The 21,350-nt window shown below is 68.9% G+C and carries 25 protein-coding genes, 1 tRNA gene and 1 pseudogene; 14 read left to right on the top strand and 13 right to left on the bottom strand.

Annotation, left to right across the window (positions count from 1 at the left end):
- Positions 1–1,392: 1,392 nt before the first annotated feature.
- Together ACFXJ8_RS24470 and ACFXJ8_RS24465 are read right to left on the bottom strand one after the other, a co-directional pair.
- Positions 1,393–1,466, bottom strand: a tRNA-Pro gene (locus ACFXJ8_RS24470).
- Between the two features lie 63 nt (positions 1,467–1,529).
- The gene (locus tag ACFXJ8_RS24465; RefSeq protein WP_379646255.1) at positions 1,530–2,423 is read right to left on the bottom strand and encodes a metallophosphoesterase; all 894 of its coding nucleotides are present in this window, start codon (positions 2,421–2,423) and stop codon (positions 1,530–1,532) included.
- A gap of 30 nt (positions 2,424–2,453) precedes the next feature.
- On the opposite strand from ACFXJ8_RS24465, the gene ACFXJ8_RS24460 reads away from it, so the two are divergent.
- A complete protein-coding gene (locus tag ACFXJ8_RS24460) occupies positions 2,454–2,906 on the top strand; it encodes a GatB/YqeY domain-containing protein (protein WP_379646254.1) in 453 nt (150 codons plus the stop codon).
- Positions 2,907–3,208: 302 nt separating this feature from the next.
- Here ACFXJ8_RS24460 and ACFXJ8_RS24455 read toward each other — a convergent pair whose 3' ends face one another.
- Positions 3,209–5,506, bottom strand: coding sequence for a transglycosylase domain-containing protein (locus ACFXJ8_RS24455; RefSeq protein WP_379646253.1), 2,298 nt, complete (start codon positions 5,504–5,506; stop codon positions 3,209–3,211).
- A gap of 243 nt (positions 5,507–5,749) precedes the next feature.
- On the opposite strand from ACFXJ8_RS24455, the gene ACFXJ8_RS24450 reads away from it, so the two are divergent.
- Positions 5,750–6,046 carry a WhiB family transcriptional regulator gene (locus ACFXJ8_RS24450; protein WP_148036282.1) on the top strand — a complete coding sequence of 99 codons (297 nt, stop codon included), beginning with the start codon at positions 5,750–5,752 and terminating at the stop codon, positions 6,044–6,046.
- A gap of 54 nt (positions 6,047–6,100) precedes the next feature.
- Here the strand turns inward: ACFXJ8_RS24450 and ACFXJ8_RS24445 are convergent, their stop codons facing one another.
- Together ACFXJ8_RS24445 and ACFXJ8_RS24440 are read right to left on the bottom strand one after the other, a co-directional pair.
- Positions 6,101–7,261, bottom strand: coding sequence for an ArsA family ATPase (locus ACFXJ8_RS24445; RefSeq protein WP_379646252.1), 1,161 nt, complete (start codon positions 7,259–7,261; stop codon positions 6,101–6,103).
- Positions 7,258–8,262 carry an ArsA-related P-loop ATPase gene (locus ACFXJ8_RS24440; protein ID WP_379646251.1) on the bottom strand — a complete coding sequence of 335 codons (1,005 nt, stop codon included), beginning with the start codon at positions 8,260–8,262 and terminating at the stop codon, positions 7,258–7,260. Before ACFXJ8_RS24440 ends, ACFXJ8_RS24445 begins: the two co-directional genes overlap by 4 nt.
- Before the next feature lie 117 nt (positions 8,263–8,379).
- Between ACFXJ8_RS24440 and ACFXJ8_RS24435 the strand changes: the two genes are divergently transcribed.
- From ACFXJ8_RS24435 to ACFXJ8_RS24420, 4 genes are read left to right on the top strand one after another with little or no spacing between them, the layout of a single operon-like run.
- Entirely contained in the window at positions 8,380–8,535 is a 156-nt protein-coding gene (locus ACFXJ8_RS24435) for a hypothetical protein (RefSeq protein ID WP_379646250.1), read from the top strand.
- Positions 8,532–8,987, top strand: coding sequence for a RidA family protein (locus tag ACFXJ8_RS24430; protein ID WP_379646249.1), 456 nt, complete (start codon positions 8,532–8,534; stop codon positions 8,985–8,987). Before ACFXJ8_RS24435 ends, ACFXJ8_RS24430 begins: the two co-directional genes overlap by 4 nt.
- A 43-nt stretch (positions 8,988–9,030) precedes the next feature.
- The gene (locus ACFXJ8_RS24425; RefSeq protein WP_379646248.1) at positions 9,031–9,837 is read left to right on the top strand and encodes an NUDIX hydrolase; all 807 of its coding nucleotides are present in this window, start codon (positions 9,031–9,033) and stop codon (positions 9,835–9,837) included.
- Positions 9,834–10,622: an MBL fold metallo-hydrolase gene (locus tag ACFXJ8_RS24420; protein WP_379646247.1), complete on the top strand. Its 789-nt coding sequence runs from the start codon at positions 9,834–9,836 to the stop codon at positions 10,620–10,622. The genes ACFXJ8_RS24425 and ACFXJ8_RS24420 overlap by 4 nt, the downstream gene beginning before the upstream one ends.
- Here ACFXJ8_RS24420 and ACFXJ8_RS24415 read toward each other — a convergent pair.
- Positions 10,604–11,284: a Crp/Fnr family transcriptional regulator gene (locus tag ACFXJ8_RS24415; protein ID WP_379646246.1), complete on the bottom strand. Its 681-nt coding sequence runs from the start codon at positions 11,282–11,284 to the stop codon at positions 10,604–10,606. The genes ACFXJ8_RS24420 and ACFXJ8_RS24415 overlap by 19 nt on opposite strands.
- Before the next feature lie 192 nt (positions 11,285–11,476).
- Between ACFXJ8_RS24415 and nth the strand changes: the two genes are divergently transcribed.
- Complete coding sequence (nth, locus tag ACFXJ8_RS24410; protein WP_379646245.1) at positions 11,477–12,196, top strand: endonuclease III; 720 nt, start codon at positions 11,477–11,479, stop codon at positions 12,194–12,196.
- A gap of 642 nt (positions 12,197–12,838) precedes the next feature.
- Positions 12,839–13,486 carry an NUDIX hydrolase gene (locus tag ACFXJ8_RS24405; RefSeq protein WP_379646244.1) on the top strand — a complete coding sequence of 216 codons (648 nt, stop codon included), beginning with the start codon at positions 12,839–12,841 and terminating at the stop codon, positions 13,484–13,486.
- Here the strand turns inward: ACFXJ8_RS24405 and ACFXJ8_RS24400 are convergent.
- Positions 13,448–13,960: a HEAT repeat domain-containing protein gene (locus ACFXJ8_RS24400; protein ID WP_379646243.1), complete on the bottom strand. Its 513-nt coding sequence runs from the start codon at positions 13,958–13,960 to the stop codon at positions 13,448–13,450. The genes ACFXJ8_RS24405 and ACFXJ8_RS24400 overlap by 39 nt on opposite strands.
- An 82-nt stretch (positions 13,961–14,042) precedes the next feature.
- Here ACFXJ8_RS24400 and ACFXJ8_RS24395 point away from each other — a divergent pair, with 82 nt between their 5' ends.
- Positions 14,043–15,236 carry a MarP family serine protease gene (locus ACFXJ8_RS24395; RefSeq protein WP_379646242.1) on the top strand — a complete coding sequence of 398 codons (1,194 nt, stop codon included), beginning with the start codon at positions 14,043–14,045 and terminating at the stop codon, positions 15,234–15,236.
- Here the strand turns inward: ACFXJ8_RS24395 and ACFXJ8_RS24390 are convergent.
- From ACFXJ8_RS24390 to nhaA, 4 genes are read right to left on the bottom strand one after another with little or no spacing between them, the layout of a single operon-like run.
- Positions 15,233–15,682, bottom strand: coding sequence for a DUF309 domain-containing protein (locus ACFXJ8_RS24390; RefSeq protein ID WP_379646241.1), 450 nt, complete (start codon positions 15,680–15,682; stop codon positions 15,233–15,235). The genes ACFXJ8_RS24395 and ACFXJ8_RS24390 overlap by 4 nt on opposite strands.
- Before the next feature lie 11 nt (positions 15,683–15,693).
- Positions 15,694–16,611: an alpha/beta fold hydrolase gene (locus ACFXJ8_RS24385; protein ID WP_379646240.1), complete on the bottom strand. Its 918-nt coding sequence runs from the start codon at positions 16,609–16,611 to the stop codon at positions 15,694–15,696.
- Positions 16,604–17,014 (bottom strand): phage holin family protein, encoded by a 411-nt coding sequence (locus ACFXJ8_RS24380; protein WP_379646239.1) that lies wholly within the window; start codon positions 17,012–17,014, stop codon positions 16,604–16,606. The genes ACFXJ8_RS24385 and ACFXJ8_RS24380 overlap by 8 nt, the downstream gene beginning before the upstream one ends.
- A 31-nt stretch (positions 17,015–17,045) precedes the next feature.
- Positions 17,046–18,272 (bottom strand): Na+/H+ antiporter NhaA, encoded by a 1,227-nt coding sequence (nhaA, locus tag ACFXJ8_RS24375; protein ID WP_379646238.1) that lies wholly within the window; start codon positions 18,270–18,272, stop codon positions 17,046–17,048.
- A 275-nt stretch (positions 18,273–18,547) separates the two neighbouring features.
- On the opposite strand from nhaA, the gene ACFXJ8_RS24370 reads away from it, so the two are divergent.
- Both ACFXJ8_RS24370 and ACFXJ8_RS24365 read left to right on the top strand, forming a co-directional pair.
- Positions 18,548–18,748: a hypothetical protein gene (locus tag ACFXJ8_RS24370; RefSeq protein WP_379646237.1), complete on the top strand. Its 201-nt coding sequence runs from the start codon at positions 18,548–18,550 to the stop codon at positions 18,746–18,748.
- Positions 18,732–18,995: a hypothetical protein gene (locus ACFXJ8_RS24365; RefSeq protein WP_379646236.1), complete on the top strand. Its 264-nt coding sequence runs from the start codon at positions 18,732–18,734 to the stop codon at positions 18,993–18,995. The genes ACFXJ8_RS24370 and ACFXJ8_RS24365 overlap by 17 nt, the downstream gene beginning before the upstream one ends.
- 143 nt (positions 18,996–19,138) lie before the next feature.
- Here ACFXJ8_RS24365 and ACFXJ8_RS24360 read toward each other — a convergent pair whose 3' ends face one another.
- Entirely contained in the window at positions 19,139–19,414 is a 276-nt protein-coding gene (locus ACFXJ8_RS24360; RefSeq protein WP_379646235.1) for a helix-turn-helix transcriptional regulator, read from the bottom strand.
- Between the two features lie 72 nt (positions 19,415–19,486).
- On the opposite strand from ACFXJ8_RS24360, the gene ACFXJ8_RS24355 reads away from it, so the two are divergent.
- The 3 genes from ACFXJ8_RS24355 to ACFXJ8_RS24345 all read left to right on the top strand — a co-directional run bounded on the left by ACFXJ8_RS24355 (position 19,487) and on the right by ACFXJ8_RS24345 (position 21,017).
- Positions 19,487–19,786: a hypothetical protein gene (locus tag ACFXJ8_RS24355; protein ID WP_379646234.1), complete on the top strand. Its 300-nt coding sequence runs from the start codon at positions 19,487–19,489 to the stop codon at positions 19,784–19,786.
- 278 nt (positions 19,787–20,064) lie between these two features.
- Complete coding sequence (locus ACFXJ8_RS24350) at positions 20,065–20,571, top strand: hypothetical protein (RefSeq protein ID WP_379646233.1); 507 nt, start codon at positions 20,065–20,067, stop codon at positions 20,569–20,571.
- A 32-nt stretch (positions 20,572–20,603) separates the two neighbouring features.
- Positions 20,604–21,017, top strand: coding sequence for an ArsR/SmtB family transcription factor (locus tag ACFXJ8_RS24345; RefSeq protein WP_379646261.1), 414 nt, complete (start codon positions 20,604–20,606; stop codon positions 21,015–21,017).
- Between the two features lie 84 nt (positions 21,018–21,101).
- On the opposite strand, the pseudogene ACFXJ8_RS24340 reads toward ACFXJ8_RS24345, so the two are convergent.
- Positions 21,102–21,347 (bottom strand): annotated as a pseudogene (locus tag ACFXJ8_RS24340) (NmrA family NAD(P)-binding protein); the annotation flags it as partial.
- Positions 21,348–21,350 lie beyond the last annotated feature (3 nt).

Raw genomic sequence — 21,350 nt, 5'->3', positions numbered from 1 at the left:
CACGACTACCGCGAACTCAATACCGGTCTCGGCCTCAAGCACTTCGAGGGCCGCAGCTTCTTCGGCTGGCACCGACACGTCACCCTCGCCGCAGTTGCGCAGGCATTCTGCACCGAACTGCGGTCGGACCCAAAAGCCCTTGCGCCGGCCTGACCTTGTATGAGGTCCTCGGCGAACTGCAGACTTTACTCGCCACCTGGACCGGCGCTTGTCACGTCTGCTGCCAGCCGTATTCGCCCCACAACACTTCGTAACCTAACGAAGTACTACTTGTGGCTTGACGTACGTGATCTCGCTTACGTAACTATCCGCACATCAGCGCGGTCGTCCCGTAATAAGTGAGACTCCCGCAGGCTCACGTCATCCGCACTATCCGCAGACCTCCGTAGGACGCCGCGATTTCCGGGTGTCCTCAGGTGTCGACTCCGTCTGACTCTCGGATGACCAGCTCTGAGCGGTCCCCTCGTAGCACTCGACGATGCTTACGCGGTCCAGGGAGGACCTCGAAGACGGGAATGCCTTCTGGCATTCCACCGAACTCCCGCAACTCCGTGGAAGTCGCAAGGTCGCGACGCTCATCCGGTGAGGGCATGCGAGTGACGACCTGTGCGCCTGGCGAAACCTCATACGGCTCTCGCTCAGGCTTGGCTGCTACGGACCCCCGCTTGCGTACCGTGTGGATTAGCGCTTCCGCTCGTAGGCTCGCGAGCGCATCTCTGACCGTGTCTCGCCCCACGTCGTAGGCGCCGAGGGAGCTTCGGCACAGCTTCGTCTCGCTCCTGTCCGACAGCGGGATTCCTCTTGAGGACATCTCCCGCCTGGTCGGCCACAGCAGCACCGCCGTGACCGAGGCCGTCTACCGCAAGCAGATCCGGCCTGTACTCCAAGGCGGGGCCGTGGCCATGGACCGCATCTTCGGAGATGAGTAGCCGCTTAACAGCGATGCCCCCGCCGGGACTCCCGGACGGGGGCATCGCTGTTTCTGGCTCGTGGTCCCTAGGACGGGGACGTGCTGCCGATTGCACCAACAACCGCCAGGAACACCCGAAGGGACGTGTACTTCATCGACTTCGTGAGCTTAGAGACCATCGCCTTCCCCCTCCTCCAGAGATCACGGAGTTCCGGAACCACCAGGAGACAGATGCAAGCGACGGCCCCGACCTGGGGAGCCACGGACTCGAACCGAGAACTTCCCCATGCTAGGAACCACGAACAAGGTCATCCTAGGAGGGCTGACGAGTCCGTTTGAACCGCTCGCCTCTTCGTCGGCGACGCGCGTCCGTCGGCACCCGTCCGCTGACCTGGGAGGCTTAGTCACGCAGTTAGTCACTCAGGAAAGCAGAAAGGGCACCTTCGATCTCTCGAAAGTGCCCTTGAACTGGGAAAACCCAGTCGGGGTGGCGGGATTTGAACCCACGGCCTCTTCGTCCCGAACGAAGCGCGCTGCCAAGCTGCGCTACACCCCGGTGCACGCCCGTCTTGTGCGTGCCTGCATGAGTCTAGCGGACTTCAGCAGTACATGTGACCCGTCAGCGTCGCGGGACCAACGTCAGCAGTGAAGCCTCAGGGAAACACGCGAACCGAACCGGCGCGTAAGGCGACGTCCCGAGCCCCGCCGAGACGTGGAGCCAGGCGGACGAGTGCCGGTGCAGCCCCTTCACACGCGCCCTGTCGATGCCGCAGTTGGTGACCAGCGCGCCGTAGAACGGGATGCAGAGCTGGCCGCCGTGCGTGTGGCCGGCGAGCAGGAGCTGGTAGCCGTCGGAGGCGAAGCGGCTCAGGTTGCGCGGCTCGGGGGAGTGCATGACGCCGAGGCGGAGGTCGGCGTCGCGGGGGGCGGGGCCGGCCACGAGGTCGTAGCGGTCGCGGTCGATGTGGGAGTCGTGGATGCCCGCGACGGCGATGTCGAGGTCGCCGACCTTGACGCGGGCGGTGGTGTTGTTCATGTCGAGCCAGCCCTCGGCGGCCATGCCCTCGCCGAGCTCACGCCACGGCAGGGAGGGGACGTGCTGGCGGCGGTCGTTCTTGGAGGTCCGCCAGAGGTAGCGAGCGGGGTTCTTGGGCTTGGGCGCGTAGAGGTCGTTCGAGCCGTACACGAACAGGCCGGGACGCGACAGCAGCGGCTCCAGCGCGTGCAGCAGGGAGGGGACGGCGTCGGCGTGGGCGATGGAGTCGCCGGTGTTGACGACCAGGTCGGGCTCGAGGGAGCCGAGGGAGCGCACCCAGTTGATGAGCATGCGGCGCCCGGGCGTGAGGTGGAGGTCGGACAGGTGCAGGATGCGCACGGGCCGCTGGCCGCGTTCGAGGACGGGCACGTCGAAGCGCCTGAGGCGGAAGCTGTTGCGCTCGATGACCGAGGCGTAGCCGAGCCCGGCCAGACCGAGGCCCATCAGGGACAGGGGGATTGCGACAGCTTTCCTCATCTCTTCATCATGCCTGAAAGGATGGAGCGCATGAGCGCATTGAAGGACAAGCTGAAGGCCGACCTGTCGGTGTCACTGAAGAGCAGGGACGAGGTACGGCTGCGGACGATCCGCATGGCCCTGGCCGCGATCAACGTGGAGGAGGTCGCGGGCAAGGAGGCCAGAGAGCTGTCCGACGACGAGATCATCAAGGTCCTCACCAAGGAGGCCAAGAAGCGGCGCGAGGCCGCGGAGGCGTTCGGCAACGCCGGCCGTGAGGAGCAGGCGAAGGCGGAGCTCGCCGAGCAGGCGGTGCTGGAGGAGTACCTGCCGGCGCAGTTGTCGGACGAGGAGCTGGGCCGCATCGTGGACGAGGCCGTCGCCGAGCTCGGGGTGTCGGGGCCGCAGGCGATGGGCCAGGTCATGAAGGTCGTCAACCCGAAGGTCGCGGGGCGCGCGGAGGGCGGCAGGGTGGCCCAGATCGTCCGCGCCAAGCTGGCCTAGGGTCCGCAGGGGGTCACGGGCGCGCCGCCGCGATGCGTGCGCGCCCTTTCCGTCTGTACGGCAAGCCGCCCCCAGCCCACCGTGGTCACCGCCGCCCGCCCGTCCATCACGCCGCTCCAGCGGCGCCGCCGACCCGCCGTAACATCGCCCGCGAAACCCGTACAAGCCGCGAAGCCGTACAAGCCGCGAAGCCGTACAAGCCGCGAAGCCGTACAAGCCGCGAAGCCGTACAAGCCGCGAAGCCGTACAGGCCCGCGAAGCCGTACCAGGACGGGAACGCGGGCCGTACCGGCGACCAGGGGTCAGTCCCTGTTGCCCCTGCCCCGCTGCCTGTCGCCATCCCCGTCGCCGTCGTTGTCGCCGTCGCCAGGGGTGATGGGGCCGTTGCCGCCGTTGTCGCCGGTGTCCCAGATGTCCAGCGGGCTCTGCTCGTCGTCGGCGTTGCCGAACGGGCTGTCGCCGCGGTCGCCCCTGTCGCGGTCCTTGTCCTTCTTCGGCGGCTTCGGCGCGCAGCTCTTGGTGCAGCCGCCGTACTTGGCGCTGTCGAAGGGGGTGAACGAGGCGGCCTCGATCCCCTTGAGCGCCTTCATCATCGAGTCCTTCCAGATCCGCCCGGAGATCGACGCGCCGTATACGTAGGCGTAGTAGCGCCCGCCGATCGTGACGCCGGTCAGGTCGTGGTTGAAGGCGCCGCGCGGGTCGCCGAGGCTGACGGCGGAGGCCAGGTTGGGGGTGTAGCCGGCGAACCAGGCGGCGGTGTAGCCGTCGGTGGTGCCGGTCTTGCCCGCCGCGTCGCGGCCGATGCCGCCGACCTCGGTCATGGTGCCCTTGGTGAAGACGCCGGACATGACCTCGTTGACCGCGTCGGCGACCTCCTCGTCGATGACCTGCTTGCACTTGGGCTTGGCGGCGGTGACCTTGCCGGTCCTGTCGCGGATCTCGGTGATGGCCATCGGCCTGCAGTACTGGCCGCGGCTGGCGAAGACGGCGAAGGCGTTGCCGACGGTCACGGGGTCCATCTCGTTGACGCCCAGCGTGAAGGTGGGCACCTGCTGGAGCTTGCCGCCGTCGGCGCGCTTGATGCCGAGCTTCTCGGCCATCTTGACGACCTTGCAGAGGCCGACCTGCTCCTCGAGCTTCATGAAGAACGTGTTGACCGAGCCCAGCGTGCCGGTGCGCAGGGTCTTGAAGCCGCCGCCGCCCTCGCTGGAGTTGAAGACCTCGTGCTGGGAGCCCACCCTGAGGCCCTTGCAGTCACGGAACGGGGTGTTCTCCACGGAGGGGACGCTGTAGGCCTTGCCGGTGGAGTTGCCGTCGTCGAGCTTCCAGCCGTTCTCGATCGCGGCGGCCAGCGTGAAGGCCTTGGCGGTGGAGCCCTGCTGGAACCCGACGCCGCCGCCGTGCTTGCTGTCGGCGGCCAGGTTGATCAGGGTCTCGTTCTTCTTCTTGTTGTCGCCGAACTTGCGGCTGGCGGCCAGCGCCTTGATCTCGCCGGTGCCGGGGACGACCATCGCCTGCGCGGCGGCGGGCTTGTCGGAGGCGAAGACGTACTTCTTGATCGCCTTCTCGGAGGCTTCCTGCATCTTCGGGTCGAGCGTCGTCTTGATGCGCAGGCCGCCCTGCTGGAGTCGCTTCTCCCGGTCTTCCGGCGTGGCGCCGAAGTCGGGGTTGGTGAGGATGTCGTGCTTGACGTAGAGGCAGAAGTACGGGTACTTGCTCTCCTCGCAGCCGCCGGGGATCGGGGTGCCCTTGAAGCCCAGCTTCTCCTTCTTGGCCGCGGCTGCCTCAGCCGGGGTGATCTTGTCCAGCTCGGCCATGCGGTCGAGGACGGTGTTGCGCCGGTTGAGCAGGTGGTCTCTGGCGGTCTTGCCCAGCGTCGGGTCGGTGCGCACGGGGTTCTGCACGGCCCCGGCCAGCGTCGCCGCCTCCGACAGGTCGAGCTCGGCGGCCGACTTGCCGAAGAAGCGCTTGGCCGCCGCCTGGATGCCGTAGGAGCTGGCGCCGAAGTAGGAGATGTTGAGGTACTTCTCGAGGATCTGGTTTTTGGTGTACTTCTCCTCGATGGCCATGGCGTAGCGCAGCTCGTTGAGCTTGCGGTTGACGGTCGGCGCGATGGCCGCCATCGCTTCCTTCTTCGTCTTGGCCTTGTTGAACTGCACCAGTTTGACGTACTGCTGGGTGATCGAGGAGCCACCCTGGACCACGCCGCCGCCTGAGAGGTTCTTGGCCAGGGCTCGGGCCGTGCCCTCCAGGTCGATGGCGCCGTGCTCGTAGAAGCGGAAGTCCTCGATCGAGATGATCGCGGTGTGCATGACCGGCGCGATCTGCTCGATCTTCACGGATTCGCGGTTCTGGTAGTAGAACTGGGCGATCCGGGTGCCGCCGGCGTCGTAGATCTCGGTGCGCTCAGGGAGGGGCGGCTCGTCGAGGTTCTCCGGCCGCAGCGCCAAGGTCTCGGTGGTCGACTTGGCGGTCAAACCCACGCCGCCCACGGCGGGCAGGGCGACGGCGGCGGCCAGCACTCCCGCGGCCGTGCCGGCGGCGAGAAGCCGCACGACGTTCACGAACGGGTTCGAGTGGTCTTTGCCCTGAGCTTGCACGGAACCAAGACTACGTCGAAAGTGAGGCGTAATCGGTAACCGGACCGCATTTCGCCTTGACTGATCGAGGTGACTAGTCATTCCCGGTCAAGGTGCTAGCGAGAAATTGGTCCTGCCGGGGTCTGTCGGCCCGATCGTCTCGTTGCGTACGTTCTCCTCTGCGGCAACAGAATACGGAGGCTCGGCGCCCGCGCCCGTCGGCCCCATACGGACGACTGACCACCTAAGGGGAGTGGGGTCGAAATGTGGATCACGGATTGGACCTCCCGTGCCGCCTGTCGGGGTGCGGACCCGGACGCGCTGTTCGTCCAGGGTGCCGCTCAGAACAGGGCGAAGCTCATCTGCCGAGGATGCCCGGTCCGTACCGAATGCCTCGCTGATGCGCTGGACAACCGCATCGAGTTCGGGGTGTGGGGCGGTATGACGGAACGGGAACGGCGAGCGCTGCTTCGGCGGCGGCCCGACGTGGACTCGTGGCGCGAGCTGCTCGAGTCCGCGAAGGAGGAGTACGAGCGGACGAACGAGCTGATCGCCGGCTGACGTCATGACAGTACGGCCGGCGGAGACCCCGCCGGCCGTACTGCTATCGAGGTGTCAGGCGCTGCGCGGGACTGCAGTGTCGGCGCCCGCGGCCAGCAGTTGCCCGATCGCGTGCAGACCGTCCAGATCGTGGACGTCCTGCGGCATCGCGGGGACCTCCACGACGGGCACGGTCGGGTGGGCCGAGACGAAGTGATCGCGCTCGCGGTGCTCACGGGCGGCGAGCTGCATCCGGCCGGCGTGCAGGCGCAGCACGGCGGCGGTCAGGTCGTGCTCGCCCCTGGCCTCCAGATCCTCGGCCGCGGCGGCGCTGCGGGCGGCCGACAGGCCCGCGGCTGGCGACAGGTGCACCCGGTTGATCACCAGCCCGGCCAGCGGCATGCGCTCCTCGGCGAGCCTCTCGACGAAGTAGGAGGCCTCGCGCATCGCGTCGCGCTCGGGCGCCGCGACGACCACGAAGGCCGTGCCGGGCGCCTGCAGCAGCTTGTAGGTCATCTCGGCGCGCTGCCTGAACCCGCCGAAGACCGCGTCGAGCGCCGAGACGAACGTCTGCAGATCCTTGATCACCTGGGCGCCGAGGAGCTTGGTCATCGCTCCGGCGACGAGCCCGAAACCGGCGTTGAGCAGCTTGAACGCGCTGCGCCCCCCGGCCTTGGCGGGGGCCATCAGCAGCCTGATGAAGCGTCCGTCGAGGAAGCGGCCCAGCCGTTCGGGCGCGTCGAGGAAGTCGAGCGCGGAGCGGGAGGGCGGCGTGTCGACGATGATCAGGTCCCACTCGTCGGAGCGGCGCAGCTGGCCCAGCTTCTCCATCGCCATGTACTCCTGCGTGCCCGCGAAGCTGGAGCTGAGCGACTGGTAGAAGGGGTTCGTCAGGATCTGGCGGGCCCGCTCGGGGTCGGCGTGGGCCTCGATGATCTCGTCGAAGGTCCGCTTCATGTCGAGCATCATGGCGAACAGCTGGCCCTCGCCGTCCGTGGCTGTGTGGACCAGGCGCGGGGTGTTGTCGAGCTCGGTGAGCCCCATCGACTGGGCCAGCCTGCGGGCCGGGTCGACGGTCAGCACGACCGCCCTCCGCCCGCGCTCGACGGCGCGCAGCCCCAGCGCGGCGGCGGTCGTGGTCTTGCCCACGCCGCCCGAGCCGCAGCAGACCACGATGCGAGTGTGGCTGTCGTCGAGGATCGCGTCGACGTCCAGAACCGGGGGAATCCTGGTCACGCTGCTCCCTTGGTGCAGATGGTCTCGGCCAGCTCGTACAGCCCCGCCAGGTCGACGCCGTCGGCCAGCAGCGGCAGCTCGTAGCACGGCAGCGCCGCTTCCTGCAGCGATGCCCGCTCGGTCTTCTCCAGTTCGGTACGGCGGGCGTGCTCGACGACCTCCTCGGCCAGAGCCTCCGCCACCGCCGCCGCGTTGCTCGCGCCGTCGGCCAGACCGGCCGCCTTGAGACCAAGCGCGATCTCCGCGGGGTCGAATCGGCCCTTGACAGCGGAGTCAAGAACGGTTTCGGGAAGCAGTGATTCACGCACCATGTTGATGAAGATGCCGCCCGCGGGAAGTCCGGCCGAACGCAATTCGGCAATGCCGTCGAGCGTTTCCTGGACCGGCATCTCCTCCAGGACCGTCACGAAGTGGACAGCCGTCTCGGGGGATTTCACCACGCCGCTCACGAGGTCCGAATGGTTCTTGATCGGGCCGACCCTGGCCAGGCCCGCGACCTCCTGGGTCACATTGAGGAAGCGGCTGACGCGACCTGTGGGCGGGGCGTCGAGCACCACGGCGTCGTAGACGCGCCTGCCGTTCTTGCCGCGCCGCCGTACCGCCTCGGTGGTCTTGCCGGTGACCAGCACGTCGCGGAAGCCCGGAGCCACGGTGGTGGCGAAGTCGACGACGCCCATCTTGGTCAGCGCGCGTCCGGCGCGGCGCATGCCGTAGAACATCTCGAGGTACTCGAGCATGGCCTCTTCGGGGTCGATGGCCAGCGCGTAGACGTCGCCCCCGCCGGGGGCGACGGCGATCTTGCGCTCCTCGTACGGCAGCGGCGGCAGGTCGAAGATCTGGGCGATGCCCTGCCTTCCCTCGACCTCGACGAGAAGGACCTTGCGACCGCCTGAGGCCAGGGCCAGGGCGAGCGAGGCGGCCACTGTCGTCTTGCCGGTGCCGCCCTTACCGGTCACGACGTGGAGTCGCACGCCGTCCCAATCGGTGTCCCTAGCAGTCACATCTGCCAGGCTACCGAACGGTTACTTGCCCTCCGCCTTGAGATTCATCACACTCGCCAGCCCTGGCGGGTCCCCGCGCGGCGGTCCGGGATGGGGCGGTTCACTACGCTGGCCCCCATGAAGAAATGGGAGTACCTCACCGCTCCGGTGCTGATCCACAGCACGAAGATGATCCTCGACAACTTCGGCGCGGACGGCTGGGAGCTGGTCCAGATCGTGCCGGGCCCCGACGGCCAGGGCCTGGTCGCCTACTTCAAGAGGGAGAAGGCATGACCCCCGAGGAGAAGCTGGCCGAGCTGGGCCTGACCCTGCCCGAGGTCGTCGCCCCGCTGGCCGCCTACGTCCCGGCCGTGCGCACCGGCGACTACGTCTACACCTCGGGCCAGGTCCCGATGGTCGACGGCAAGATGGCGCAGACCGGCAAGGTCGGCGCCGAGGTGAGCCTCGACGAGGGCCGCGAACTGGCGCGGATCTGCGCGCTCAACGCGCTGGCCGCGGTCAAGTCCCAGATCGGCGAGCTGTCCAAGGTCAAGCGGATCGTGAAGGTGGTCGTGTTCGTCGCCAGCGCGCCCGACTTCACCGCCCAGCCGCAGGTCGGCAATGGTGCCAGCGAGCTGCTGAGAGACGTGTTCGGCGACCTCGGCGTGCATGCGCGCAGCGCGGTCGGCGTGGCCGTCCTGCCGCTGGACGCGCCGGTCGAGGTCGAACTCATCGCGGAAGTTTAGTAGAAAGTCCATCATGACCGAGTGATGTTCTGGAGGAGGTCATGTGGACGACGGGATCCCGCTCCCCGGCGAGTTCGGTGAGCGAGCACGCGACATCCTGGCAGGACGTGTCCAGCCGGTCCCCGCGCGGGACGCCGCCACGGTGGTGATCCTGCGCGAGGGGCCGCAGGTCTACCTCCTCAGACGCAAGGCGACCATGGCCTTCGCCGCGGGCGCCTACGTCTTCCCTGGCGGGTCGGTCGACCCGCGTGACACCGACCACTCCGTCGCGTGGGCGGGCCCCTCGCCGAAGGAGTGGGGCCGGGTGTTCCACGCGGGGGAGAAGACCGCCAGGGGGCTGGTGTGCGCCGCCGTACGGGAGACCTTCGAGGAGTCGGGCGTACTGCTGGCGGGCCCGGGGCCTGACACGGTCGTCGCCGACACCACGGGCGACGACTGGGAGGCCGACCGGGTCGCGCTGATCGACAGGAGCCTGGCCTTCGCCGACTTCCTCGACCGGCGGGGCCTGGTGCTGCGCTCCGACCTGCTCAGGCCGTGGGCGCACTGGATCACGCCCGAGGTCGAGCACAAGAGGTTCGACACCCGCTTCTTCGTCGCCGCGCTCCCCGAGGGCCAGCGCACCCGCGACGTGGGAGGGGAGGCGGACAAGGTCGTCTGGCAGCGTCCCGCCGAGGCGATCGAGCGGGCGCGCAAGGGGGAGATCTTTCTCATGCCGCCCACCTACCGGACGCTCTCCGAGCTGGCCGAACACCCCGACGTCGACTCGATCCTCGCGACCGAGCGGGAGATCGTCACCATCATGCCCAGGGCCGTCGAACGCGACGGCAAGCTGTGGCTGACCACGACATGAGCGGCCTTTACGTCCCCCTCGCCGGGCCCGACGGGACCCGCACCGACCACGCCGAGAACGTCCTGGCGCCCAACCCGTCGGAGATGACGCTCGAAGGGACGAACACCTGGGTGATCGGCACGACCGACGTGGTCGTCGTCGACCCGGGGCCCGACGACGAGTCGCACCTGTGCAGGGTCGCCGAACACATCGGCGGGCGCAGGGTCACCGAGATCCTGCTCACCCACGGCCACCACGACCACAGCGGCGGCGCCAGGCGCTTCGCCGAGCTGGTCGGCGCGCCCGTGCGGGCGCTCGACCCGCGCCATACGCTCGGCGCCGAGGGGCTGTCCGACGGCGACGTGATCGAGGTCGGCGGCCTGGAGTTGAGGGTGTACGGCACGCCGGGGCACTCCTTCGACTCCCTGTGCTTCTGGCTGCCCGCCGACAGGGCCATGCTGACCGGCGACACCGTCCTCGGCAGGGGCACCACGGTCATCGCGCACGACGGGAACCTGGCCGACTACCTGCGCTCGCTCGACCTGCTGCGCGCCACGGCCGAGGAGCTCGAAGCGGAGACGCTGCTGCCGGGCCACGGGCCCGCGCTGGCCGACCCCGTCTTCGCGCTCGACGGCTACCTCGCCCACCGGCGCCAACGTCTCGACCAGATCAGGGCCGCGCGGGCAGCAGGAGCCAGGACGCCGCGCGAGATCGTGGAGATCGTCTACGCGGACGTCGACCAGGCGCTGTGGCACGCGGCCGAGATGTCGGTGCGTGCCCAGCTCGACTACCTGGACCGGTTGTAGAGCCGTTCCGGGTCGAGGATGACCACGGCCTTGGCCTCGATGCGCAGCCAGCCGCGCTGGGCGAAGTCGGCCAGGGCCTTGTTGACCGTCTCGCGCGAGGCGCCGACCAGCTGGGCGAGCTCCTCCTGCGTGAGGTCGTGGTGGACGCGCAGGCCGTCGTCGGTCTTGGTGCCGAACCGCTCGGCCAGGTCGAGCAGCGCCTTGGCCACCCGTCCTGGCACGTCGGTGAAGACCAGGTCGGCCAGCACGTCGTTGGTCCGGCGAAGCCGCTGGGCCAGCGCCCGCAGCAGGTGCAGCGCCACCTCCGGACGGCCGGTCAGCCACGGGCGCAGGTCGTCGTGGCCGAGCCCCGCCAGCCGCACGTCGGTCAGCGCGGAGGCGGTGGCCGTACGCGGCCGGGGGTCGAACAGCGACAGCTCGCCGAACATCTCGCTCGGCCCGAGCACGCTCAGCAGGTTCTCGCGGCCGTCGGGAGCCGTACGCGACAGCTTGATCTTGCCCTCGAGAACGACATAGAGCCGGTCACCCGTCTCGTTCTCGCTGAACAGGGTCTGTCCCTTGGACAGCTGAACCTCGGTGATGCTCGTGCGCAGCGCAGCCGCGCTCTCGCGGTCGAGCGCGGCGAACAGGGGGGCCTTGCCCAGCACGTCTTCGGTGTTCACTCTGCCTCCTCAGCAGCCATTGTGACGTACCCCACTGCAGAGGTCAGGAGTGACCCATGCGCAATGGCCTGAGGGGACGCCACCTGCTGGTCGCCACGAAGTTCCCAGGAGGGAGTTTACGGACTGAACCCCTCAAAGCGTTACTCAATGGATCGTTTCCCGGGAAGAACCGGCTGGCCATACGCTTGCGGGATGGCGACGAACCGTAAGTGGGGGTCGGAGACCCCGCTCGGTCGGGTACGGCGGGCGCGGCGGATGAACAGGATCCTCGCCGAGACCTACCCCGACGCTCACTGCGAGCTCGACTTCGCCAACCCGTTAGAGCTGCTCGTCGCCACGATCCTGTCGGCCCAGTGCACCGACAAGCGGGTCAACATGGTCACTCCCACCCTGTTCGCGAAATATCCCACCGTCGAGGACTATGCGGCGGCGGACCGCGACGAGATGGAAGGGTTCATCAAGTCCACCGGATTCTTCAGGGCGAAGACCAACAGCATCATCGGGATGGCCCAGGCAGTATGCGCCTCGCATGGCGGCGTGGTGCCAGGACGGCTCGCCGACCTGGTCAAACTGCCCGGAGTGGGGCGCAAGACAGCGAACGTGGTGCTCGGCAACGCCTTCGGGGTGCCGGGGCTGACCGTCGACACGCACTTCCAGCGGCTGGTGCGGCGCTTCGGGTGGACCGACGAGACGGACCCGGTGAAGATCGAGCACGTGGTGGCGGAGCTGATCCCCAAGCGGGAGTGGACGGTGTTCTCACACCGGGTGATCTGGCACGGGCGGCGCATCTGCCACGCTCGCCGGCCCGCGTGCGGGGTGTGCCCGCTGGCCGCCCTCTGCCCGTCGTACGGCACCGGCCCCACCGACGCCGCCGAGGCCGCCAAACTCGTCCGCCCCGGCCCGTTCTCGTAACCCGTCGCCCCTCGGGACCCGCTGCCCTCGCCTCTCGCCCCTCGCCCCTCGACCCTCGACCCTCGACCCCACGGGACCTCCAGGGACCTCCCGGAGCCCCTGGGACGTCCCAGGAGCCTCGGACTCCCGGACCTCCCCGAATCCCGGGACCTGGGGACCTCGGGGCCTTTCGGGACGTCCGTGACCCCCGGATCCCGCGCCTTCCGGCCCCTCGGGACGTCCGTGACCCCCGGAACCCGCGCCTTCCGGCCCCTCGGGACCTCCGTAACCCCGGGATCCCGCGCTTCCGGGACTTCGGGATCTCCGGCCTCGGGGACCGCCGCCGTCGGGACCCTCGGGACCCCCGAGCCTCCGGACCCCGGGATCCCCGGACCTCGGCTCGATGTCCGACCCCCGGGCGCCCCAGCCCCGGGCCTGCTGCCTCCGTCGCGGGCGGGAGGTGCCGTCTCCCTGCCTCCGAAGGGCCCCGGCCCGTGTGCTCGGGTTGGGTGGGGAGGGTTCGGGGCGTCGGCCGCCCCGCCGTCCCTCCGTAGGACGCCAGCCGTACCGACCTGGAAGACGCCCGGAAGGCCGGTGAGGCGCGACCGAAGCTGGCAGGGTGGCCGGGGAAGCTCGCGACGGCATGATGCGTTGGAGGTAGGCGTGACCGACGTCCCCGACTGGTTGGACAGGCTGGCCGCCCGAGCCGTCCACACCCCCGTCCCCCGAGGCCTGCGCCCACCCGCCAGAGGCGGCCGCCCCGCCGCCGTGCTGATGCTGTTCGGCGAGGGCCCCGACGGCCCCGACCTCCTGCTCATCCAGCGCAGCTCCCGCGGCCGCAGGCACGCAGGACAGCCCGCCTTCCCCGGCGGCGGCGTCGACCCCGAGGACGACGGTCCCGTGGGGGCGGCGCTCAGGGAGGCGGCGGAGGAGACGGGCATCGACCCCGAGGGCGTGAAGGTGCTGGCCACGCTGCCCGAGCTGTTCGTGTGGCACAGCGACAACCGGGTGATCCCGGTGATCGGCTGGTGGCACACCCCGTGCGCGGTGTACGCCGCGGCTCCCGACGAGGTGGAGTCCGTGGAGCGCGTCCCGCTGGCCGAGCTGGTCGACCCGGTCAATCGGATCCTGCTGCGCACTCCGACCGGGCACGTGGGCCCGGCGTTCAGGGTGCGGGGAATGCTGGTGTGGGGGTTCACCGCGATGGTGCTCGACGCGGTGCTGCGTGAGGGCGGTCTGGAGCGGCCGTGGGACGCCGGTCAGGTGGAGGATCTACCGCCCGATGTCCTCGACCTGGCCGCCCGTGGTTAGCGCAAGGCCGAGCGTCGCCCAGTCGGCCACGTCGTCGTCGGCGTCGAGGCTGAGCCTGCGCAGCGCGGCCAGCCCGGCGGGATCCGGCGGCCGTCCGAGGACGTTCGGGAGCGCGTAGGCGGCGCCGTACCTCACTCTGGCGTCGGGGCTGGCGGCCAGCTCGATCACCGACGGGAGCGCGCGCCGGTCCCCGAGGTGACCGAAGGCGATCAGGACGGAGAACAGCACCATGGGGTCGTCCTCGCTGGCGGCCAGGAAACGCAGCACCGGCAGCGCCCTGTCCTTGAACGTGGCCAGCTGGCCCATGATGTCGACGCCCAGCAGTCGTTCGGTGACGTCCTCGCCCGCGCACAGCCGACGCGCCTCCGTGAACGTCTCCAGGTCACCGCGCTCCTGCAGAGTGGAGATCACGTGCCAGCGCACCGGTCCGCCGGGATCGGTGTCGTCGAGTGCCGCCTCGATGAGATCGCGCATCATGGGCAGGGTATTGCCCACACGGAGCGGGTCGTAGCGGAAGACGTTCACGCTTGACCGTGTCGGTAGATACCTTTGAAGCGTGCGCGGTGATCTGCTCGACCTCATCCTGATCGTCCTCATGATCGCCTTCGGCATCTCCGGCTACCGGCAGGGCTTCGTCATCGGCGCCTTCAGTTTCGTGGGGTTCATCGGCGGGGCCTTCCTCGGCATCTTCATCGCGCCGCCGATCTCCAAGGCCGTGGTCGACGGCGAGACCGAGCAGGCGCTGCTCGCGATCGTGATCGTCTTCCTGACCGCCACGATCGGCCAGTTCGCCTCCTCCACCATCGGGGCGGTGGTCCGCAGCCACGTGACGTGGGAGCCGGCGCGGGTGGCCGACGCCGTGGGCGGCACGTTCGCCAGCGCGCTGTCGGTGCTGGTCATCGCCTGGCTCATCGGCTCGCTGATCGTCTCCACCTCCTTCGTCGTGCTCAGCACCCAGGTGAAAGACTCCCTGCTGCTCAACACCGTCGACGAGGCGTTGCCCGACGCGATGCGCAACTGGCAGCCGCCGTTCAAGGACTTCATCGACAGGTCGGAGTTCCCGCCCGTCTTCGACGCGATCGCCAACGGGCCGTTCGTCGAGGTGGCGCCGCCCGCGCCGCGCAGCCAGCTGCAGGGGCCGAAGCTGCAGAAGGCGCAGAAGGCGATCGTCAAGGTGCAGGGCACCGCGCCGAGCTGCAGCAAGCGCATCGAGGGCACCGGGTTCGTCTACGCGCCCGACCGCATCATGACCAACGCGCACGTGGTCGCGGGAGTCACCCGAGACCTCAGGGTCACCGACCAGCAGGGAAAGTCGCGCGAGGCTGAGGTCGTCGTCTACAACCCCAAGCGCGACATCGCCATCCTCCACGTGCCGAACCTGGGCATCCAGCCGCTCGCCTTCGACGGCACGGCGCAGAAGAACGACAACGCGATCATCGCGGGTTTCCCGAAGGGGCAGGGGTTCACCGCCGAGTCGGCCCGCATCCGCACCAAGCACATGGCCAAGGGGCCCGACATCTACCGGTCGAGCACGGTCGAGCGCGAGGTCTACGCGATCCGCGGCAAGGTCCTGCCCGGCAACTCGGGCGGCCCGCTGCTGACCGTCGACGGCAGGGTGTTCGGCGTCATCTTCGCCGCCGCGACCAACCAGGCCGAGACCGGCTACGTGCTGACCGCGGGCGAGGTCAGGCCCGACGCGATCAGGGGCGAGCACGACACGGTGCCCGCCGACACGATGGACTGCGACTAGCCGATCTCGCGGAGCGCGTCGAGGACGGCGGTGATCGCCGTCGCGGGGTCGCTGCGTTCCTCCAGCGTGAGCGCCACCGCGGCCACCTCGTCGTACGGCACGCGGTAGCGCTGGACGCGGGCCGCGCCGCGGGACAGCAGCGTGACGGCGCCGCGCCCGTTGCCGCGCTGCAGGTGGGTGAGCCCGACGCAGATCTGGGCGAGCCCCTGCCACAGCTCCCGCTCCTCGTCGGGGGCGCACTTCCAGCGACCCTCGAGGACCTCGTGGGCGTGGAAGGGACGGCCTTCCGCCAGGAAAGCGCGGGCGTCGGCGAGCGCCTGCTCGGTCGTGGGGGCGTAGTCGTCGGGCACCCTGGCGACGCCCTCGGCGCCGTGGGGGAGCGGCCTGCCGTACTCGTCGCGCGGTCTGGCGTTGCGCGGCCGTCCCTGCGGGTCTCTGTCTCTCATCGGTCCGGCCCTCATCTGTCCGGCTCGGGGTCGGCCAGCCAGACCAGCAGCTCGGCGTCGAACGTCTCTGGCGTCTCCTCGTGCGGGAAGTGCCCCGCCCCCTCCATCAGCCGCCACCGGTACGGCGCGGCGACGTAGCGGCCCGAGCCCTGCGCGGTGCGCGGCAGGACACAGGTGTCGAGCGCGCCGTGCAGGTGGAGGGTGGGCGCCTCGACCTCGGTGCGCATGGCTCGCGCGTAACGCATGCCGTCGGGACGCAGCTGGGAACGGCCGAACCAGCGGTGGTACTCCAGCGCGCAGTGGGCCACGGCCGGGATGCCGAACGCCTCGCGGTAGACGCGGGCGGTGTCGGCGTCGGGCCAGCCGGGACGCGACCAGTCGTCGAGCAGCCTGCCCACCATTGCCCCCTCGTGGCGGGTCAGCCGCCGCTCGGGCAGGAAGGGCAGCTGGAAGCCGAAGGCGTAGCCGCTGGCCTTGAGCTGGCCGAACGGGTCGGTGCGCAGGGCGCCGCGCAGCCGTACCGGATGGGGGGCCGACACCGCCACCAGGCGGTGCACGGACTTGGGGTCGGTGACGGCCATCGTCCAGGCCAGCAGCCCGCCCCAGTCGTGGCCGACCACGATCGCGCCCGTCTCGCCGAGCGCGCGGATCAGGCCCGTGGCGTCACCGGCCAGCGTCGGCAGGTCGTAGCCGCGCGGCGGCTTGTCGCTGCCGCCGTAGCCGCGCAGGTCGACGGCCACGGCGCGGTAGCCCGCCGCCGCCAGGCTCCTCAGCTGGTGGCGCCAGGTCCACCAGAACTGCGGGAAGCCGTGAAGCAGCAGCACGAGCGGGCCTTCTCCGGCCTCCACGATGTGGAAACGCGTGCCGCCCGCGTGCACGCTCCGATGCGTCCACGGCCCTTCGAGCTGGACGTAACTCTCGTCAGGCATCCGGTTTCACCAGCTCGCCCTCCGGTGTGGCGATCTCCTTCAGGCCCTTCAGCGACCTGGTGGTGCGCTTCATCGCGGCCAGGCCCTTCAGCCTGCGCACGCCGACGAACACCAGCACCCCCGCCACCAGCAAGTAGAACACCGTCACGATGGCGAAGGCGAGCCACTGCGGCAGGCCGACCTCCACGAGCACGTAGGCGATCGCGAAGGAGGCAAGGATCAGGCACAGGTGCGCCATGAAGGCGGCGGCCGCGAACAGCCCGGCGGCGGTTCCGACCCGCTTGGCGTCGAACCTGAGCTCGGCCTTGGCGAGCTCGATCTCCGAGCGGACCAGGGTCGAGATGTGGTCGCTCGCCTGAGCGACCAGCGCGCCCAGGGATTCTTCCTCGGAAGTCTGCGGCATGAACGTCTCCTATCGGGGCCAGGTGCCCGTGTCAAACATCATCCAGTTCGTAACGACGCCTGCGCACGCGGAGGTGGAGCAGCGCCGCCGCCAGCACCGATGCGACCAGGCTGGCGGCGAGGATCCCCGTCGTCACGGCCGTGGCCCGCGACTGGTCCGCGCCGAACGCGAGGTCGCCGATGAGCAGCGACACCGTGAAGCCGATGCCGCCGAGCAACGAGACCGCCGCCATGTCCCGCCATCGCAGCTCCTTCGACAGCCTCGCGATGCCCAGCCGTACCGACAGCCACGAACCGCCGAACACGCCAAGGAACTTACCGATGACCAGTCCTGCCATCACTCCCAGGACTACCCGATCGCTGAAGATCATGCTCAGGCTGTTGCCGTCCAGCCGTACACCGGCCGAAAGGAACGCGAACACCGGCACCGCGAAGCCCGCCGAGAGCGGCCTGAGGTGGTGGTCGGCCCGCTCGGCGGGCGAGCTGTCCTCGCCGCCGTTGGTCGTGACCCTGGTCAGCAGGCCGAGCGCGACGCCCGCCACCGTCGCGTGCACGCCGCTGACCTCGATGAAGTACCAGGCGAGTACGGCGAGCGGCAGGTGGATCCACACGCTTCTGACGCCTTTGCGCTGGAGCAGGCCGTACAGGGCGAGGACGGCGGCTCCGGCCAGCAGCATGACGGTGTTCAGGTGGTCGGTGTAGAAGAGCGCGATGATCAGGATGGCGCCGAGGTCGTCGACGACCGCGCAGGTGAGCAGGAACGCGCGCAGCGCGGTGGGCATCGCGCTGGCCGTCACGGCGAGCACCGCGAGGGCGAAGGCGATGTCGGTGGCGGTCGGGATCGCCCACCCTCGGGTGGCGTTCTCGGCGCCCCAGCTCACGGCGAGGTAGACGACCGCAGGGACGATCATGCCGGAGATGGCGGCGATGATGGGGAGGGCGGCCTTGCGCAGGTTGGCGAGCTCGCCGTGGACGAACTCCTCCTTCACCTCCAGGCCCGCGACGAAAAAGAAGATCGTGAGCAGGCCGTTCTGGGCCCACTTGTAGAGCTCCATGTCGAGGTGGAGGCTCGCGGGGCCGAACGTGGTCGTGCGCAGGGCCGCGTAGGAGTCGTACGAGAGGTTGGCCCAGATGAGGGCGGCGACCGTGGCGAGGAGCATGATCACGCCGCCGATGGTCTCCGTGCGCAGGGCCTCGGCGAGGGTACGGGCATAGCGGACGGTCGGTCGGAACGGCCACACTTCGGCGGCTCGGCGCACGGTCTCCCCCTTGGCGGTACGAGTGCGATCAGTTCATTCCGCCGACCAGACTTCCCGGCACACCTAGGCATGATTTTACCCAGACCTCGCCAGGTGACCCCACAACGACCAGCCCCGGGGGTGGGGCTGGACGGGGCTGGGGTGCTGGAGGGGGTCCAGCCAAGGTAAGCCACAATCGCGATCTTGAAGGTGGTGTGGGTTGCGGTTTGGTGCCTTTGAGGTGGGTGGGTGAGATCGGGGGTTGAGGCCGGCTTCGGGGAGAAGGGCGGCGGCGGGTGACCTCGATCGAGCGGTCGGCGTATCCGCGGTTCAAGCGGCAGATCACGGCGCGTGAGCTGCATCGGGCGTTGATCCGCCAGCGCGTCGGGCTCACCTACGATCGGGCGCAGGCCCGCAAGGTCGCCGGCGAGGTGATCCGGACGCTCGAAGAACAACCCGGCGGACCTGATCAGCGCGGCGTTGGAGAAGCTGGTTGAGACCGGGCTGGAGCTGCCGGCGTTCTCGACGCTGGATGCGATGGCCTCGGCCCTGCGCGCCGAGGTGAACACGGTGATGGCTGCACTTCGGCCAGCGCGAGGTGATCGCCAACAACGACCCCACGGCTGCCTGGTCAACCACCACCACGAGCTGAGCCTGGCCAAGGTGTCCGGCGGCGGCGCCAAGATCATCGTGCCGAACGCTCGGGAGGCGCACTTCGTGCTGGACGGCTTGGGGTCCCGGTAGTATCGGTATGCAGGTCAGAGCCCCCAGGGGACTTTCGGGCGCAGCTTGCGAGGGTGGCCGCTGACCTGTGTTGACGTTGTTTCCTGCGCCGTTGCTACTGGGACCCCGATCTACATCAAAACGCCATCAAAGATCCACGGGACCTAGCACCGGTTGTGCCACATCAGCGCCGCGCGGACACGCCGGTTGTGCTCGGCATCAGGCGGCAGATCGAGCTTGGCCAGGATCGAGCCGAGGTGGGATTCGACGGTGCGCTCCGACAGGAACAGCCGCTGGGCGATGGCGAGGTTGCTGAGCCCCTGCGCCAGGAGTCCGAGCACATCACGCTCGCGCGAGCTGAGCGCCGACAGGGCGGTCCCGCCCATGAAATGGTCGATCACCTGTGCGCCGGCTGGCGTGTGCAAGATGTCGCGGCGCACCTGACTCTCGCCCACATGGGCCTGCTTCCCGCGACACTGGCGACGCTCCGAACCCGCTGAAACGTCAACCGCATGATCCATGACACCGCCGTGCGACAGGCCGAGCTGCCCGTCGAGCAGTACGCCCTCCTGCTCCGCGGCATGGTCGGATCACGCAGGAAGGCGCCCGGCGTGACCTACCTCGAACCGCTCATCGACGTCCTCGTGCACGGACAGGACATCGCCGTACCACTGGCCCGCTCCCGGCCCATGCCGACACAGGCCGCGGCCACCGCCGCGGCCCGGGTCTGGCCCATGCTGTGGCCCTTCCGCGCACAGCGGAAGCTGAACGGATTCAGACTCGTCGCCGGCTGTCCCCTCTGCCCAATCTGACCTGACGGTCTACTGCAAGCTCGGCTGCTCGCCGTCACGGGCGGCCGGATCCTGCCCCAAGCCGTTTCTGGCACGGCGTCGACGCTCAAAAACAGGTATTAAGTCCAAAACCCACATTGGGATGACTGCCCCGTTATCCAGGAATACGACCATTGCTCTGGAATGCACGCGATCGTGGCGTCAAAATTTGTGGACAGAAGCAGGTGAATGCCGAAAACTGTATCCGGCCGCACATGGATGCTGCGGCCGGACTCCGTTGCCCGTCCGGAGGAAACATCGTGTCGACCCGAGGTGTGGCCATTACCGCGGCTCTGATTGCCGCTTGTGCGACGATCACAGCCGCGTTGATCACTTCCGGGCAGATAAAGATCGGCGGCGATCCAGCGAGCTCTGATACGAAGCGCGGGGGCATGACCGAAACTCGGCCACGAGGGCCGAAAAAGGCGCCCAATATCGCCGTAACACCGAAATCCCTGAATCTATGCGCCAGCGTGAACTGCGCAGAAGAAGTACGTATTCTCAGCACGGGTACCGCCACGCTGAAGATCTTGGAAATCGAGTTTGAAGGAGAGTCCCCCGGGAGTTTTCAGCACGACGGCGCCTGCGCGAATCAGGACCTTGACGTCGATGACGAGTGCGTCCTAAGAGTCTGGTTCGAGCCGGCGACCGCTGGAGCGAGCGGCTCGGCCGTTCTGGTAATTCACCAGAACCTCCCCGGCAAACCCACCTACGTCAGGCTTAGCGGGCAGGATGACCAGCAGCCCACGACGGAGCCGACCGGGTAGCCTCCTGGGGCATCCTTCCACCGGGCGTGACGATGGCGAAGTCCGGCGTGGGGCTCCCCAGGGCGCGCACATACGATGGCTGCATGTCAGAGCGCGATCACTCCTCACCTTCAGCCGTCCATCGACACCTGCGAACCCCCGACCGGGAGCAGTTGGAGACGGCGAGTTCGGTGTTCGCCCTTATGGCAGATCCGACCCGGCTGCATCTGCTGTGGCTGCTGGCCGAGGGAGAGGCGGACGTGACCAAGCTGACCACGGCCAGCGGTGCAGCCAGGCCCGCCGTCAGCCAGCATCTGGCCAAACTCCGCCTGGCCGGCCTGGTCCAGTTCCGCAAGGAGGGGCAGCATGTTGTGTACTCGCTGCGCGACGGACACCTGCGCAGGCTGGTCGTCGAGGCGCTGAGCCACGCCGAGCATCAGGTGACCGGCGAGCCCTGGCACTCCTGAACCCCGCTCCCCGTGCGGGAATACGGGCATGCGGATGTACGCCTCGATCGCCGCTTTGCTCTCGAAGTGCTCGATCCCGGTGCGCCGCTCGGCGCCGCCGACCGAGCTGTAGACCAGGTGCCCGACCCCGGCGTCCAGTACGGCGTCGGCGACGCGCATGCCCTGCCGTACCTCGGCCTTGAGGGTTTCCGGCTGGTAGGCCAGGGCCTGCATGCTGAACACCGCGTTCACGCCGCGCATGGCCCGAGCCAGGGAGTCTTCCACGTCGCCGACAGTGAGCTCGGCGCCGGCCAGCCGGGCGACGGCGGGGCTTTCCGGATCGCGGACCAGGGC

This window comes from Nonomuraea sp. NPDC059194 (genome assembly GCF_042754765.1).
In the GTDB taxonomy this organism is placed as follows: domain Bacteria; phylum Actinomycetota; class Actinomycetes; order Streptosporangiales; family Streptosporangiaceae; genus Nonomuraea.
This window is presented reverse-complemented; position numbering and strand designations above follow the sequence as displayed.